A 14,910-nucleotide genomic window follows, 5' to 3' on the forward strand; every position below is an offset into this window, starting at 1 on the left:
GGGACGTGAGTACTCAGGGAGCATCAGCAGTCGGCCTCGCCACCATCACCGCGAACGGGACGGTGCTCGACACCTGGTATCCGTATCCGGAACTGGGTGAATTCAGCGATACCGGCTCCAAGCGCCTGGATGCCTCCGACATCGAATACGCCAAGTTCGCCGACGGCGTCGGCACCGACGAGGCCCGCCGGGTCGAGGTGGTCGTGGTCCGCACCGTCATCGCCGACCTGTCCGCCCCGCCGGTCGACACCCACGACGTCTACCTGCGCCTGCACCTGCTCTCGCACCGGCTGATCCGCCCGCACGGCGCGAACCTGGACGGACAGTTCGGGCTGCTCGCCAATGTGGTGTGGACCAACCACGGTCCCTGCTCGACCGAGGAGTTCGAGCTGACGCGGCTGAAGCTGCGCGCCCGCGGCCCGGTCACCGTGTATGGCGTGGACAAGTTCCCGCGCCTGGTGGACTACGTGCTGCCCTCGGGTGTCCGCATCGCCGACGCCGACCGCGTCCGGCTGGGCGCGCACCTGGCCTCGGGCACCACGGTCATGCACGAGGGCTTCGTGAACTTCAATGCGGGCACGCTCGGCAATTCCATGGTGGAGGGCCGTATTTCGGCCGGTGTGGTGGTCGGCGACGGCTCCGATGTCGGCGGCGGCGCGTCCATCATGGGCACCCTGTCCGGCGGCGGCAAGCAGGTCATCTCGCTGGGCGAGCGCTGCCTGCTCGGCGCGAACTCGGGCCTGGGCATCTCGCTCGGCGACGACTGCGTGGTCGAGGCGGGCCTCTACATCACCGCGGGCACCAAGGTGACCGGGCCGGACGGCACGGTCGTGAAGGCCGGTGAGCTGTCCGGGCAGTCCAACCTGCTGTTCATCCGCAACTCGGTGACCGGCACGGTCGAGGTCCGGGCACGCAAGGGCACCGGCATCGAGCTCAACGCGGCGCTGCACGCGAACGACTGACCCGAAACCGACGAAACCCCTGCGGCCTTTGCGCCGCAGGGGTTTCTGTTTTCGAGGCTCAGTGGTACAGGGAGCACAGCGGATTGGCGGATCCGTCATACATCGGCAGCACCGGTGTATTGCACTGGCCCGACCCGGTCTGGAACGCCTTGATCAGGTTCGAGGAACCGGCCGCCGACGGGTCGAAGGACCCGGTGGCCCCGAAGTTCACCGATCCGGTACCGCCGGTGTTGGGTGCCGCGACCGGATCGGCGGACTGCCCCATCGGAGTGAGGGGCAGGGCGTCGGCGCTCGCCACGGCGGCGGGTGCGAGCAGACCGGCGAAAACGGCGGCGGCCGCCACGGTGGTACGCAGAGCGGAAGGCATCGAGCGAATCTCCTTGGAAGCGTGAAACTTTCGTCTCCCAGAAACTAGATGTTCGCTCGGTCCCGCCACGAGACCCCGAAACCTCCGGCACCGGAATTCCGGTGTCACATGCCGAAGGCGATGATCCGCTCCGGCGTGATGCGGATGAGCTCCCGGGACATGCCCGCGTGGAAGGGTTCGACGTCACGCAAAGCCTGTGCGGTGCCCCGGATTTCAAGCATGCGCACCTCCCAGGGCTGCACGGATTTGATGTCGTCCACCACGAAGGAGACCCGCTCCTCCTTCAACAGGTTGCGGAACTTCTGGCTGGCCCCGAGATCGAGGCCGCCGATGTCGATGGTGCCCAGGGCCACGTTGTAGCGGAAACCCACGGGATTGTTCTGTGGCGAGCCGTCAGGGCGGATGGTGGCCAGCCGCCCGAGTCGCTGACTGTTGAGGTACTCGATCTGGGCGGGCGATAGCGCTGCGGTCATGTGATCACCGTAGAACCTCGACCAAGGTCGAGGTCAAGCCAGTAGTTTCTTCTGCACCTTGCCCATGGCATTGCGCGGCAGGGATTCGACCACCCGCACCTCGCGTGGGCGCTTGTGTGCCGAGAGTTCGCCGGCCACATGGGCGATGAGGGATTCGGTGCTCGCCTCCCCCGCACCGTCGCGCAGCACCACGTAGGCGACGATGCGCTGCCCGAGATCGTCATCGGGCACGCCGACCACCGCGGTCTCGGCCACCGCCGGATGCCCCAGCAGCGAGGTCTCGATCTCGCCCGCGCCGATGCGATAGCCGCCGGACTTGATCAGGTCGACCGATTCCCGGCCCACGATGCGATGGAAGCCTTCGGCGTCGATGACGGCCACGTCGCCGGTCTTGAACCAGCCGTCGGAGGTGAAATTCTCGGCCGTGACCTCGGGCTTGTTCAGGTAACCGTCGAACAGCATGGGGCCGCGGACCTGCAGGCCGCCAACGCTTTCCCCGTCGTGCGGGACCGGCTGCCCGGCCTCGTCGCGCAAGCGGGTCTCGACCCCGGCGACCGGCGTGCCGACCCAGCCGGGGCGGCGTTCGCCGTCGGGGCGGGTGGACAGCGTGATCATGGTTTCGCTCATGCCGTAGCGCTCGAGCGGGGCATGCCCGGTGAGCTCGGTCAGCCGCTCGAACACCGGTACGGGCAGCGGTGCGCTGCCGGAGATCAGGATGCGCGCCTTCGCCAATTCCCTTGCCGCGTTCGGGTCTTCGGCGATTCGTGACCAGACCGTGGGCACGCCGAAGTACATGGTGCCGGGCGCCTGCGCGTAGGCGGCCGGGGTGGGCTTGCCGGTGTGCACGAGCGGGCTACCGACGCGCAGCGGGCCGAGTACGCCGAGGATGAGGCCGTGCACGTGGAACAGCGGAAGCCCGTGCACCAGAGTGTCTTTCCAGGTCCAGCCCCAGGCGTCAGCGAGGGCGTCGAGACCCGCGGCGATGGCGTCCCGGCTGAGCACCACCCCCTTGGGCGCGCCGGTGGTGCCGGAGGTGTAGAGGATGAAAGCCGTTGCCTGACCGGCAGGTTCGGCGTACCGATGCCAGGAGCGCGCGTGCTTGCGCACCGGGATCACCGGCAGTTCGGAGCCTTCGGGGGCCTTGCCCAGCCACGCCTGCGCGCCCGAATCGTTCAGCATGTGAGCCAGTTCCGCACTGCCCGCATCCGGCGGCACCGGCACCACGGTCACCCCGGCGATCAGGCAGCCGACCACCGCGAGCACGGTGGTGAGCGTCGGTTCGGCCAGCACCGCCACCCGGCGGGCCTGCGCGACGCGCTCGGCGACGGAGGTGGCCGCGCCGAGCAGATCACCGCGCGACAGCGTCTCGCCGTCGATGGTGACGGCATCGGGGATATCGGCTCCGGCGGCGATGGCGGCCGGATTCAGCGAACTCAGCAACAGCGGCGACACGGGCTCACGCTACCGGAGGGGGTGCGCTCCCCCGGGGTACGGAGTCGGCAACGAATCGCTTGCGAAGCCGCCAAGTCGGTTGACAGGCAGCCCGAGTGGGTAAGAAAGTTTCTATACAACCTTCTCACCATGAGGATGTGGCCAACGATGACCAGGCCGCTTCACGATCCCGTCGACGCCACGACCACCGAGCCGGGCGTCGACATCCGGCAGTATCTCGACGGCGCGGCCGGCTTCTTCGGCGCCGCCGCGAATGTGATCATGCAACTCTCCAACCGGCCGGTCGGGTACGGCGTGGTGGAGAGTCCCGTGGAATCCGGGAACGTCATGATCCACCCGATCAAGCGGCTCCGCACCACCCTCACCTATCTCGCCGTCGCCCTGCTCGGCACCGAGGACGACCGCGCGGCCTACCGCGAAGCCATCGACTCCGTGCACAAACAGGTCCGGTCCCGTACCGGAAGCACGGTGAAATACAACGCCTTCGACCCGAAACTCCAACTGTGGGTGGCGGCCTGCCTGCACTGGGGCGCACGCGATCTCTACGAGCGCATGCACGGCCCGATGGACGACTACGACGCCGATGCCTTCTATTACCACTCGGCCCGGATGGGCACCACCTTGCAGGTGCGCGAGGACATGTGGCCCGCGGATCGCGAAGCCTTCGAACAGTATTGGGCCGAGAACCTCGCCCTCACCCGCATCGATCCCAAGATCAAGGCGTACTTCGAGGACCTCATCGACCTGAAGATGCTGCCGCGCCCGTTCCAGCTGGCCTTCGGCGGCGTGCACCGCTTCTTCGTGACCGGGCTACTGCCGCAACACCTTCGGGACGAGATGGGCATGACCTGGAGCCCGCGCCAGGACCGCGTACTGGCCCGGATGCTGCGGGTGGTGGGCACGGCGGAGGGCGTGGTGCCCGCACCGGTGCGGTCGTTCCCGCTGAATGCCTATCTGCTCGACATGCGCCTGCGCCGTAGGCTGGGCCTGCGGCTGGTGTGAGAAACGCTGCGGCTCAGCGAATTTCAGAGGATACGGAAGCCTGGAATGATGTGGTCGCGGGCGAACTGCCGCAGCGCCACCGGATCATCGACCGGGATGACCGTCTGCGGTGTCAGCGCCATCGACAGCGCCGCGCGAGCGATCATCTCCGACAGCGGCAGCGGATCATATTGCGGCAGTTTGCCTTCGGCCTGCAGCCGGGCGATGAACTCGGCGAGATAGTCGCGGCCCAGCTCGATGACGGGTGCGCCCTGCACGGTGAGGTACGGCAGGATGATCTCGGGCTCGGTCTTGAGCAGCCGGTCCAGCAGCTGGTTGCCGCGTAGCGCCTCGATGAACGCCACGAACAGGACGGTGATCTGCTCCTCGGCGCTGGCATCGCGCTCGACCGGTTCGCGCACGGCCGCGTCGATATCGTCGACGAGCTGGCGGGCCTGGCTCAGGCCGACGGCCTGGATGAGATCGTTCTTCCCCGCGAAGCGGCGGTAGAGAGTGGCCAGCGACAGCCCGCCGCGCCGCGCGACCTCCACCATGCTGGTGCGTTTGATACCGAAGTCCAGGAAGGCCAGCAGCGCGGCGTCGAGTACCTTGGCCTGATTGCGGTCCTCGGGACCGGATCCGCGCACGAGCGGCAGCAGTTTGGCCAGCTTGGCCATGGGTCCGAGCCCTTTCCGGTCGCAAAGAAACGGTGAGGCACCAATCTTCGCACATTGACACCGCCACCCGGCGATGAGAAGGTGACAAGCGAATTTTCTCACACTCTCCTCACGGGCGAGGAGTGACGACGAGGAGCTGAGTCAACGATGACCGCACCGCTGCAGAAGTTCGAGTACGAACCGGCCGGCCCCGAGCCGATGACCATCGAGCAGGTTCGCGAACTGATCGACGGTGTCGGCGCGTTCCTCGGCGGCGCCGCCAATGTGATCATGCAGCTGTCGCTCACCCCGGTGGCCTACGGCGTCATGGAATCCGAGGTGCACAGCGGCTCGATCATGGTGCGCCCCTTCAAGCGGTTGCGCACCACCATCACCTACCTCGCCGTCGCCATGATCGGTGACGACGAAGACCGCCGCGCCTACCGCGAAGCGGTCAACGGCGCGCACCGGACCATCCACACCAAGCCCGGCAGCCCGGTCAAATACAACGCCTTCGACCCGAAGCTGCAACTGTGGGTGGCGGCCTGCATCTACTGGGGCTTCGACGACGTCTACCACCGCATGCGCGGCCCGATGGATCCCGAAGTGGCCGAAGCCTTCTACCGGCACTGTGCCCGCCTGGGCACCACCCTGCAGATGCGCGAGGAAATGTGGCCCGCTACCCGGGACGAGTTCTACGTCTACTGGGAAGAGAACCTCGCCACCAAGACCATCGACGAGGCCACCCGCACCTACTTCAACGCCCTCACCGATCTGAAGATGCTGGCCTGGCCGCTGCAGATCGCCCTGGGCGGCCTGCACCGCTTCATCGTCACCGCCCTGCTGCCCCCGCATCTGCGCAACCAGATGGGCATGTCCTGGACCGCCCGCGACGAACGCATCTTCGGCGGCTGCCTGCGGGCGCTGGCCGCGGTGTGGACCCGCATGCCCACGGTGATCCGGCTGTTCCCCTTCAACGTCTATCTCGCGGACATGCGCCTGCGTCGCCGCTTCGGCCGCCCGCTCGTCTAGCGGTCGGCCCGCCTGGCTAACGCTCGGAGAGGGCCCGCAGGAAGAAGCCGAGGTTGGCGGGGCGTTCGGCCAGGCGGCGCATCAGATAGCCGTACCACTGGGTGCCGTACGGGATGTAGACCCGCAGGGCGTGACCCTCGTCGACCAGGCGGCGCTGTTCCGGGTCGCGGATGCCGTACAGCATCTGGAACTCGTAATCGCCTGGTACCCGGTTGTTCTCGGTGGCGAGGGTGAGGGCGGCGGCGATCATGGCCGGATCGTGCGAGGCGATCATGGGATACCAGCCGCCCGACATCAGCACCGCCAGGCAGCGCAGGTAGGAGGCGTCCACATCGGCGCGGCGCTGGTAGGCGACGGTGGCCGGTTCCTGATACGCGCCCTTGCACAGGCGGATTCGGGTGCCGTCGGTGGCCAGGTCGCGAACATTGTCCTCGGCCGTGCGCAGATAGGTCTGCAAGGCGACTGCCAGCCAAGGGAATTCGGCGCGGGCCGTCGCGACCGCCTCGAGGGTGTCGGCGGTGGTGGTGTGATCCTCGGCGTCGACAGTCACCCACACGTGCCGCTCCACCGCCTTGGCGCACAGCTTGTGCAGGTTCTCGGCGGCGATGGCCGGGCCGTCCTGCCCCAAGGACTGGCCCAGGGCGGACAGCTTGAGCGAAACCTCGACCCGGGGAACAACCGACGGCACACCCGGGATCTCCTGGTCAGCCTCCGCCAGAGCGTCGATCAGCGAAAGGTACTCGGCGACAGCCGCATCGGCCTGGGCACGGTCGGTCGTGTATTCGCCGAGGAAGTCGACACTGACCGAGCGGCCACTCTTCAGCAGTGCCCGCGCGACCGGTGCCAGCTCGGCCCGGGTCTCCCCCGCCACGAACCGCCGCACCACCGCGGCGGTCGCCGGCACTTTGGTAATGGCGTCCTTCATGCGTGACGATCCGGCCGCCGCCAGGATCGCCGGACGGAGCGGGTTCATCGCACCTCCATGTGGGGGTAGCGGTAATCGGTGGGGGGAACGAAGGTTTCCTTGAGCGTGCGGGGCGCGACCCAGCGCAGCAGGTTGAGGTGCGAGCCCGCCTTGTCGTCGGTGCCGGAGGACCGCGCGCCGCCGAAGGGCTGCTGCCCGACCACCGCGCCGGTGGGTTTGTCGTTGATGTAGAAGTTGCCCGCCGCGAATCGCAGTGCGGTCGAGGCAGATTCGACGGCCCGGCGGTCGCGGGCGAAGATCGCGCCGGTGAGGGCATACGGCGAGGTGGAGTCGACGATGTCGAGCATGTCGGTGAAGGCGTCGGGGGCGCTGTCGTCGTAGACGTAGACCGACAGGAGGGGACCGAAGTATTCGGTCGAGAACGCTTCGTCGCCCGGATCGTCGCCGAGCAGGACGGTCGGGCGGACGAACCAGCCCTCACTGTCGTCGCAGCGGCCGCCGACCGGGATTTCGATCCCCGCGGTCTTCGCCCGCTCGATGGCGGCCTCGCATTTGAGAAAGGCACGGGAATCGATCACGGCCCCACCGAAATTCGCGAGATCCGCGACATCACCGTAGGTCAGCGACTCCACCTCGGACAGGAAGTCCTGCCCCATCCGCTGCCACACCGACCTGGGGATATAGGCGCGCGACGCCGCGGAGCACTTCTGACCCTGATACTCGAAGGCCCCGCGAACCATGGCCACCCGCAGGGCATCCGGGTCGGCGGAGGGGTGCGCGAGGATGAAGTCCTTGCCGCCGGTCTCGCCGACCAGGCGCGGATACCCGTGATACCGGCCGATATTCGATCCGACGCTCTGCCACAGGGATTGGAAGGTGCGGGTGGATCCGGTGAAGTGGATGCCCGCCAGCCTCGGATCGGTCAGCGCCACCTCCGACAGTTTCGCACCGTTCCCGGTCACCATATTGATGACGCCGGGCGGCATCCCCGCCTCCTCCAGCAGCTGCATGGTGAGATACGCCGAAAGCGTCTGCGTCGACGAGGGTTTCCACACCACGGTATTGCCCATGAGCGCGGGCGCGGTGGGCAGATTCCCGGCGATGGCGGTGAAGTTGAACGGGGTGACGGCGTAGACGAACCCTTCCAGCGGCCGGTAGTCCATCCGATTCCACACGCCCGCACCGGATTCCGGCTGCACCTCGAGAATCTGCCGGGCGAAGGCGACATTGAAGCGCCAGAAGTCCACCAGTTCGCAGGGTGCGTCGATCTCGGCCTGCTGCACCGATTTCGACTGGCCCAGCATGGTGGCGGCGGCGATGGTCTCACGCCAGGGACCGGCCAGCAGGTCCGCGGCCCGCAGCAGGACGGCGGCCCGTTCCTCGAAGGGAAGCGCCCGCCAGGCGGGGGCGGCGGCCGTGGCGGCCGCGATGGCGGCCCGGGCTTCGTCGTGGGTGGTATCGGTAAAGGTTCCGAGGGGGTGCCGGTGCCGGTGCGGCATCACGATATTCAGCCGTTTCCCGCTCCCGGCCTGATGTTTGCCGCCGATCACGAGCGGCACGTCCAGGGTCGAGGCGGAGAGGTCGGCGAGCTTGCCGAGCAGCAGCTCGCGTTCGCGGCTACCCGGTGCGTAGGTGTGCACCGGTTCGTTGCCGGGGGCAGGGACAACCGTGACAGCGTCCATGCCCCAGGCTAACGCGCTGGGAGAGGCCCGGCCTGAACGAACACGCCCCGGCCGTGAGGGGGTTTGGGGGGCCTAGCCCCCAAACCCCCTCCTCAGGTCGAGAGGACTGCTACTTGAAGTCGTTGGCGATGATGTTCTCGATATTGCGTTCCGCCAGCGCGGTGATGGTGACGAACGGGTTGACGGTCGTCAGGCCCGGGATCAGCGAGCCGTCGATGACGTACAGGCCCGGGTAGGAGCTGAGCCGCCCGTAGTTGTCGGTGGACACGTTGATCACGCAGCCGCCCAGCGGGTGGTAGACGAAGTCGTCACCCCAGGTCTTGTACTCGCCGAACAGGTCGGTCCGGTAGATGGTGGCCTGCTTCTTGTTGATCGGATCGAAGATGCGCTTGGCGCAGTCGATACTGGGCTGGTTCCAGGCGGTCTGCCAGTTCAGGTCCACGCCACCGGAACCCGAGTTGTAGGAGAAGACACCGCGGTTCGGGTTCTTGGTGATGGCCAGGTACAGGCTGGCGAAGGTCTCGATGCCCGCCGGGAACGGCGAGATCTCCGCGAAGGCCGGGCCGCCGCTGTCGGCCCAGTTGTCGATGCCGAGCGTCGGGATGCAGGACTGCAGGCTGCCGGTGGCGTCCCAGGCCTGGTTCTGCCGGGCCACCATGACATTGCCGTTGTTGCCCCAGCCGGAGCCGACCGAGTCGGGCAGGTTGGGCAGTTTGCCGGTGGCCTTCTGGGTGACCAGCAGTTTGCTGGTGCCCACGCTGCCCGCCGCGAAGAAGACCTTCTGCGCCGTAACGGTTTTCGACTTCACGGTGTTGCCGCTGGTGTCGATCTGGTTCATGGTGACCGTGAACCCGCCGCCATTGGCCGGTGCGACGGTGGTGACGACGTGCTGCGGCACGATGGTCACCTTGCCGGTGCCCGAGGCCGCCGACAGGTAGGTCTTGTCCAGGGAGTTCTTGCCGTAGTTGTTGCCGTAGATGACCTCGGCGTTGAGCGCCGACTTGGTGGCGGTGCCGGCCTGCTCCTGCTTCATGTAGTTGAAGTCGTAGACGTTGGGCACGAAGGTCGTCGAGAACCCGGAAGCCTCGGCCGTTTTCTTGCCGACCCGCGCGAACTGGTAGCAGTCGGCGGATTGCCACCAGGTCTGGTCGACGTTGTTCACCTTCAGCCCGGCATTGGCGCGCGGGTAGTAGGTGCTGTACATCGAGGCCGCGTCCACCGACGGCAGGATGCTGGCGAAGTTCTCCTGCTTGGGCGTCACCGCCATGCCGCCGTTGACCAGCGATCCGCCGCCGACACCACGCCCCTGGTAGACGCGAATCCCGCTGAACTGCTCGGCATCCAGCACACCCGTGTAGCTCGGGATCGACTTGTCGTAGGGCGCGCCCATGAAGTGGTTGATCGGCTGCACGGTTTCGGTGCGCAGCCAGAAGGACCGACCGTCCGGGTTGAGCATGTTGCAGAAGACCTTGCCGTCGGACCCGGGCTGGGTCCACGACATGCCCTTCTCGACCATGACGACGCTCTGCCCGGCCTGCGCCAGCCGCAGCGCGGCGACCGCGCCGCCGTAGCCGGTGCCGATCACCAGGATCGGCATGGTGTCGCCGTCGTTGATGGACCCGGTGGGTAGAGCCCGCGCCGATGGCATCTTCGGTAGTAGTGCGGCCGCCCCCAAAATGACACCTGTTGCAGCTAGGAACCCCCGCCGGCTGACATTGCTGCCAAAGACACTCTTGCCGGGGGTTTCATAAGAAAGACCACGCACTGAAAGACTCCTCATCGAGACGCGATGAGAACCTGTTATAGGCGGTGTGAAAGACCTACGGGTCAGTTTCGGCAAAGATCGAGTTCAACGCCCGGGGCCGGAAGGGTTTTCGAGACTCGAAGAAATAGCGGGAAAACCCCGGAAATCGAAAAAGCCCCCCGGGATACCGGGGGGCTTTCAAGACTGCGACCCTGACGGGACTCGAACCCGCGACCTCCGCCGTGACAGGGCGGCGCGCTAACCAACTGCGCCACAGGGCCATACAATCACTCGGCCACTGGGCCTTGCAACGTCGTAGAACCTATCACGGGCCCGTCAGTAACGGGAAATCAGCTGGTCAGGCGATCAGCGGCGGCGGCGATGCGCTCGTCGGTCGCGGTCAGCGCGATGCGCACATGCTGGTTGCCGCGCGGGCCGTAGAACTCGCCGGGAGCCGCCAGAATGCCGCGCTCGGCCAGCCAATCCAGGGTGGTGCGGCACGGCTCGCCGCGCGTCGACCACAGGTACAGACCCGCCTCGGAATCGTCGATGCGGAATCCGGCGCGCTGCAAGGCATCTCGCAGCACTACCCGCCGCGCGCGGTAGCGGTCCTTTTGCTGGACCTCGTGCGCGTCATCGCCGAGCGCCGCGGTCATGGCCGCCTGGATCGGGTACGGCAGCATCATGCCGGAGTGCTTGCGCACCTCCAGCAGCTCCGCCACCAACTCCGGATCACCGGTCACGAAACCGGCCCGGTAGCTCGCCAGATTCGAGGTCTTCGACAGCGAGTGGATGGCCAGCAGCCCGGTGTGGTCGCCGTCGCACACCTCGGGATCGAGGATGGAGACCGCGCGGCCCTCCCAGGCCAGGCCCAGGTAGCACTCGTCCGACGCCAGTACCGCGCCGCGCTCACGGGCGAACTGCACCACCTTGCGCAGGTGATCGACGCCCAGCACCTTGCCGGTCGGATTCGACGGCGAGTTGAGGAAGATCAGCGCCGGGCGCTCCGGACCGAGTTGCGTGGTGCCGTCGGCGCGCACGTAGCGCGAGCCGGACAGCAGCGCGCCCACCTCGTAGGTCGGGTAGGCGACCTCCGGGATGACCACCAGATCCTGTGCGCCCAGCCCGAGTAGTCGCGGCAGACCCGCGATCAGCTCCTTGGTGCCGATGGCGGGCAGCACCGCGGCCGGATCCACGCCGGTGATCCCGAATCGCCGCTTCAGCGCCGCGACAACGGCTTCGCGCAGTTCGGGCGTTCCGTGCGTGGTCGGATAACCGGGCACCCCCGCCACCGACGAAAGTGCCTCGCGGATCAGCGGATCCACCGGATCGACCGGTGTCCCGACCGAGAGGTCGACGATGCCGTCCGGATGCGAAGCGGCCTTCGCCTTCACGGAAGCGATGGTGTCCCAGGGAAAATCGGGTAGCAGAGCGCTCACCCGGCCACGCGCGGTCAAAAGCTCGACCTACTCGCTGGCCATCGGCGGCAGGGCGGCGATGAACGGCGGGTCGTAGTCGACCTTGCCGACCTTGGTGGCCCCACCCGGGGAACCGAGGTCGTCGAAGAAGTCGACGTTGGCGTTGACGTAACCGGCCCACTGATCCGGGGTGTCGTCTTCGTAGAAGATGGCTTCCACCGGGCAGACCGGTTCACATGCACCACAGTCCACGCACTCGTCCGGTTGGATGTACAGCATGCGGCCACCCTCGTAGATGCAGTCCACGGGGCACTCTTCGATGCACGCCTTGTCCTTCACGTCAACGCACGGTTCAGCGATGATGTACGGCACTGCCGCTCTCCTAGTCTGTCCTGACATGCGGGATGAACTCCGCTACGGCGAAAACCCTATCCCGGCCAGCCAACATTACTCTTGCAAGCCTGCCCTAACTTGCGGACGCGACACTGCGCCCGCATACAACCGGCTATCCCAGCGCGAGCGACCCGAGGGGCGCGCGGTTCGCGGGTACACCATAGGTGGTGGTGCGTTGGCGGACCGGGCGGCCGATTCCCGACGCGATCTCCGTCAGTTCCTCGACCGTCTTGGCGGATCCGTGCTCGGAACCGGCCATGCGGGAAATCGTCTCTTCCATCAGCGTGCCGCCGAGGTCGTTGGCGCCGCCGTTCAGCATGAGCTGGGTTCCCTTGATACCAAGTTTGACCCAGCTCGTCTGAATATTCTCGATACGGCCGTGCAGCATGATGCGGGCCAGGGCGTGGGCGGCGCGATTGTCACGCACCGTGGGCCCGGGGCGGGAGGCTCCGGCCAGGTAGAGCGGGGCGCTCTGGTGCACGAACGGCAGCAGCACGAACTCGGTGAAACCGCCTGTCTCGTCCTGGATTCCGCGCAGCACCCGCAGGTGGCCGACCCAATGCTTGGGGTTGTCCACGTGCCCGTACATCATGGTCGAGCTGGAGCGGATGCCCACCTTGTGCGCGGTGGTGATGACATCGATCCACGCCGAGGTGGGCAGCTTGCCCTTGGTGAGCACCCAGCGCACCTCGTCGTCGAGGATTTCCGCGGCGGTACCCGGAATGCTGTCCAGCCCGGCCTCTTTCAGCGCCGTGAGCCAGTCGTGCACCGACTGGCCGCCACGGGACGCGCCGTTCACGATCTCCATGGGGCTGAACGCGTGCACATGCATCTCGGGGATGCGGCCCTTGATGGCGCGCACCAGATCCGCGTAGCCGGTGACCGGTAGCTCCGGATCGATGCCGCCCTGCATGCAGATCTCGGTCGCGCCGTCCACCCACGCCTCCCAGGCGCGGTCGGCGACCTCGGACGGGCTCAGGCTGAAGGCGTCGGCATCGCCCTTGCGCTGCGCGAACGCGCAGAAGCGGCAGCCGGTGTAGCAGATATTGGTGAAGTTGATGTTCCGGTTGACGATGTAGGTGACATCGTCGCCGACGGTATCGCGGCGCAGCTGATCGGCCAGTGCGGTAATCGCTTCCAGGGCCGGGCCGTCGGCGGTGGCCAGGGCCAGGTACTGGTCGTCGGACAGGCCGGCCGGATCCTTCTCGGCGGCACGCAGGGCGGCCATCACGTCGGCGTCGAACCGCTCGGGCGCGGCCACGGCCAGCTCGAGCACCTGCTCGCGAATGGACTCCCAGTCACCGAAGGCCCCCAGCGCATCATCGGCAATCCCGGAGTCGCTGCGGGATTCGGTGCGACGGCCCTCGGAGTCGATGGCGGTGTTGAGATCGATGCGGCCGACCGATTCCCAGTCGTGGTCGGGCTCCTGCCAGGGCAGGCCCGACGGCTTCACGTCGGCGGCCAGACCGGTCACCGGATCCGCCAGGGCCGCAACATGCTTGGCGACGCGCGGATCGATCCACGGGTGGCCCGCGAGCACATACTTCGGGTGCGCGGTGATGCGCTCGGTGAGTACGTAGCCGGCGTCGGCGGTGACCTGCGCGAGGGTCTCCAGATTCGGCCAGGGCCGTTCCGGATTCACGTGGTCGGGAGTCAGCGGGGAGACCCCGCCCCAGTCGTCGATGCCCGCCGCGAGCAGCGCCCGGCATTCCTCCAGCGACACCAGGTTCGGCGGGGCCTGAATGCGCATCTTCGGGCCGAGCAGCAGCCGGGCCACCGCGATGGTGGCCCGGAACTCCTCCAGATCGGCGTCCGGGGTGTCGCGCATGGCGGTGTTCTGCTTGGCCAGGAAGTTCTGGATGATGACTTCCTGCACGTGACCGAACGCCTTGTGCACCTTGCGAATCGCCAGGATCGACTCGGCGCGCTCGACCAGGTTCTCGCCGATGCCGACCAGGATGCCGGTGGTGAACGGCACCGAGAGCCGACCGGCGTCGGTCAGCGCGCGCAGCCGCACCGCCGGATCCTTGTCGGGCGAACCGTAGTGCGCCTGACCGGGTTCGGTGAACAGCCGGGTGGAGGTGGTCTCCAGCATCATGCCCATGGACGGCGCCACCGGCTTGAGCCGCGACAGCTCCTCCCAGCTCATCACGCCCGGATTCAGGTGCGGCAGCAGGCCCGTCTCCTCGAGCACGCGAATCGCCATGGCGCGCACGTAGTCCAGGGTGGAGTCGTAGCCGCGCTCGTCGAGCCACTGCCGGGCCTCCGGCCAGCGCTCCTCCGGACGGTCACCGAGCGTGAAAAGCGCTTCCTTGCAGCCGAGTTCGGCACCCTGGCGGGCGACCTCGAGAATCTCGTCGGGCTCCATGTACATGCCCTTGCCCTGCGCGCGCAGTTTGCCGGGCACGGTGACGAAGGTGCAGTAGTGGCACTTGTCGCGACACAGATGCGTAATGGGGATGAACACCTTGCGCGAGTAGGTGATCGGGAGAACCTCCCCCGCGTACCCGGTTTCACGCAGCCCGGCGTCGCGCACCCGCGCGGCCGAGGTGGTCAGATCCTCGAGATCCGCACCCCGTGCGTGCAGCAGCACCACGGCCTCGTCGAGGTTGAGCGTGGCGCCGTCCCGGGCCCGGCGCAAAGCGCGGCGCATCGCCGACGCGTTGGGCGGGTTCGGCGGCAGGCTCGGGTTCGCAAGATCCGTCACGCCCTCGATCATGCGCCATCCATCCGACTTATCCGACTCGGGTGCCATGGAACGGGCAAACCTTGCACCCCCTGCCGTTATTCCAAGGCCCCGATGCGAGTATTCGTACTCACTGAGA

General features: G+C 67.2%; 13 protein-coding genes and 1 tRNA gene. 3 read left to right on the forward strand and 11 right to left on the reverse strand.

Annotated features, from left to right (window positions below; all coding sequences use genetic code 11):
- Positions 1 to 5 precede the first annotated feature (5 nt).
- Positions 6 to 962: a 2,3,4,5-tetrahydropyridine-2,6-dicarboxylate N-succinyltransferase gene (gene dapD, locus ACFXHA_RS31045; RefSeq protein WP_379362522.1), complete on the forward strand. Its 957-nt coding sequence runs from the start codon at positions 6 to 8 to the stop codon at positions 960 to 962.
- A 58-nt stretch (positions 963 to 1,020) separates the two neighbouring features.
- Here dapD and ACFXHA_RS31050 read toward each other — a convergent pair whose 3' ends face one another.
- From ACFXHA_RS31050 to ACFXHA_RS31060, 3 genes are all read right to left on the reverse strand, one after another.
- On the reverse strand, positions 1,021 to 1,329 hold the full coding sequence (locus tag ACFXHA_RS31050) for a hypothetical protein (protein WP_379362523.1): 309 nt from the start codon (positions 1,327 to 1,329) through the stop codon (positions 1,021 to 1,023).
- A gap of 104 nt (positions 1,330 to 1,433) precedes the next feature.
- Positions 1,434 to 1,802: a PPOX class F420-dependent oxidoreductase gene (locus ACFXHA_RS31055; RefSeq protein ID WP_379362524.1), complete on the reverse strand. Its 369-nt coding sequence runs from the start codon at positions 1,800 to 1,802 to the stop codon at positions 1,434 to 1,436.
- A gap of 33 nt (positions 1,803 to 1,835) precedes the next feature.
- Positions 1,836 to 3,245 carry an acyl-CoA synthetase gene (locus ACFXHA_RS31060; RefSeq protein ID WP_379362701.1) on the reverse strand — a complete coding sequence of 470 codons (1,410 nt, stop codon included), beginning with the start codon at positions 3,243 to 3,245 and terminating at the stop codon, positions 1,836 to 1,838.
- Between the two features lie 156 nt (positions 3,246 to 3,401).
- On the opposite strand from ACFXHA_RS31060, the gene ACFXHA_RS31065 reads away from it, so the two are divergent.
- Positions 3,402 to 4,256, forward strand: a complete 855-nt coding sequence (locus ACFXHA_RS31065; RefSeq protein WP_379362525.1) for an oxygenase MpaB family protein — start codon at positions 3,402 to 3,404, stop codon at positions 4,254 to 4,256.
- Positions 4,257 to 4,279: 23 nt separating this feature from the next.
- Here ACFXHA_RS31065 and ACFXHA_RS31070 read toward each other — a convergent pair whose 3' ends face one another.
- The gene (locus tag ACFXHA_RS31070) at positions 4,280 to 4,912 is read right to left on the reverse strand and encodes a TetR/AcrR family transcriptional regulator (RefSeq protein ID WP_379362526.1); all 633 of its coding nucleotides are present in this window, start codon (positions 4,910 to 4,912) and stop codon (positions 4,280 to 4,282) included.
- A gap of 147 nt (positions 4,913 to 5,059) precedes the next feature.
- Between ACFXHA_RS31070 and ACFXHA_RS31075 the strand changes: the two genes are divergently transcribed.
- Entirely contained in the window at positions 5,060 to 5,923 is an 864-nt protein-coding gene (locus ACFXHA_RS31075; protein ID WP_379362527.1) for an oxygenase MpaB family protein, read from the forward strand.
- A 16-nt stretch (positions 5,924 to 5,939) separates the two neighbouring features.
- On the opposite strand, the gene ACFXHA_RS31080 is transcribed toward ACFXHA_RS31075, so the two are convergent.
- The 7 genes from ACFXHA_RS31080 to ACFXHA_RS31110 form a co-directional block, all read right to left on the reverse strand.
- A complete protein-coding gene (locus ACFXHA_RS31080; protein WP_379362528.1) occupies positions 5,940 to 6,896 on the reverse strand; it encodes a proline dehydrogenase family protein in 957 nt (318 codons plus the stop codon).
- Positions 6,893 to 8,530 carry an L-glutamate gamma-semialdehyde dehydrogenase gene (gene pruA, locus ACFXHA_RS31085; RefSeq protein WP_379362529.1) on the reverse strand — a complete coding sequence of 546 codons (1,638 nt, stop codon included), beginning with the start codon at positions 8,528 to 8,530 and terminating at the stop codon, positions 6,893 to 6,895. The genes ACFXHA_RS31080 and pruA overlap by 4 nt, the downstream gene beginning before the upstream one ends.
- A 109-nt stretch (positions 8,531 to 8,639) precedes the next feature.
- Positions 8,640 to 10,178 carry a GMC oxidoreductase gene (locus ACFXHA_RS31090; RefSeq protein WP_379362530.1) on the reverse strand — a complete coding sequence of 513 codons (1,539 nt, stop codon included), beginning with the start codon at positions 10,176 to 10,178 and terminating at the stop codon, positions 8,640 to 8,642.
- A gap of 303 nt (positions 10,179 to 10,481) precedes the next feature.
- Positions 10,482 to 10,555: transfer RNA gene (locus tag ACFXHA_RS31095), tRNA-Asp, on the reverse strand.
- A gap of 69 nt (positions 10,556 to 10,624) precedes the next feature.
- Positions 10,625 to 11,713 carry a succinyldiaminopimelate transaminase gene (dapC, locus tag ACFXHA_RS31100; protein WP_379362531.1) on the reverse strand — a complete coding sequence of 363 codons (1,089 nt, stop codon included), beginning with the start codon at positions 11,711 to 11,713 and terminating at the stop codon, positions 10,625 to 10,627.
- 27 nt (positions 11,714 to 11,740) lie between these two features.
- Positions 11,741 to 12,064: a ferredoxin gene (gene fdxA, locus ACFXHA_RS31105; RefSeq protein WP_040812194.1), complete on the reverse strand. Its 324-nt coding sequence runs from the start codon at positions 12,062 to 12,064 to the stop codon at positions 11,741 to 11,743.
- Between the two features lie 133 nt (positions 12,065 to 12,197).
- Positions 12,198 to 14,804, reverse strand: coding sequence for a bifunctional FO biosynthesis protein CofGH (locus tag ACFXHA_RS31110; RefSeq protein WP_379362702.1), 2,607 nt, complete (start codon positions 14,802 to 14,804; stop codon positions 12,198 to 12,200).
- Positions 14,805 to 14,910: the final 106 nt, after the last annotated feature.

It is taken from the genome of Nocardia sp. NPDC059240 (assembly GCF_042753865.1).
In the GTDB taxonomy this organism is placed as follows: Bacteria; Actinomycetota; Actinomycetes; order Mycobacteriales; family Mycobacteriaceae; genus Nocardia.

Excerpts from the sequence above, each read along its gene's own strand:
- ACFXHA_RS31050 (WP_379362523.1), bottom strand. The coding sequence starts at position 1,329 with ATGCCTTCCGCTCTGCGTACCACCGTGGCGGCCGCCGCCGTTTTCGCC.
- ACFXHA_RS31055 (WP_379362524.1), bottom strand. The coding sequence starts at position 1,802 with ATGACCGCAGCGCTATCGCCCGCCCAGATCGAGTACCTCAACAGTCAG.
- ACFXHA_RS31065 (WP_379362525.1), top strand. The coding sequence starts at position 3,402 with ATGACCAGGCCGCTTCACGATCCCGTCGACGCCACGACCACCGAGCCG.
- ACFXHA_RS31070 (WP_379362526.1), bottom strand. The coding sequence starts at position 4,912 with ATGGCCAAGCTGGCCAAACTGCTGCCGCTCGTGCGCGGATCCGGTCCC.
- ACFXHA_RS31075 (WP_379362527.1), top strand. The coding sequence starts at position 5,060 with ATGACCGCACCGCTGCAGAAGTTCGAGTACGAACCGGCCGGCCCCGAG.
- ACFXHA_RS31080 (WP_379362528.1), bottom strand. The coding sequence starts at position 6,896 with ATGAACCCGCTCCGTCCGGCGATCCTGGCGGCGGCCGGATCGTCACGC.
- pruA (WP_379362529.1), bottom strand. The coding sequence starts at position 8,530 with ATGGACGCTGTCACGGTTGTCCCTGCCCCCGGCAACGAACCGGTGCAC.
- ACFXHA_RS31090 (WP_379362530.1), bottom strand. The coding sequence starts at position 10,178 with ATGCCATCGGCGCGGGCTCTACCCACCGGGTCCATCAACGACGGCGAC.
- ACFXHA_RS31110 (WP_379362702.1), bottom strand. The coding sequence starts at position 14,804 with ATGATCGAGGGCGTGACGGATCTTGCGAACCCGAGCCTGCCGCCGAAC.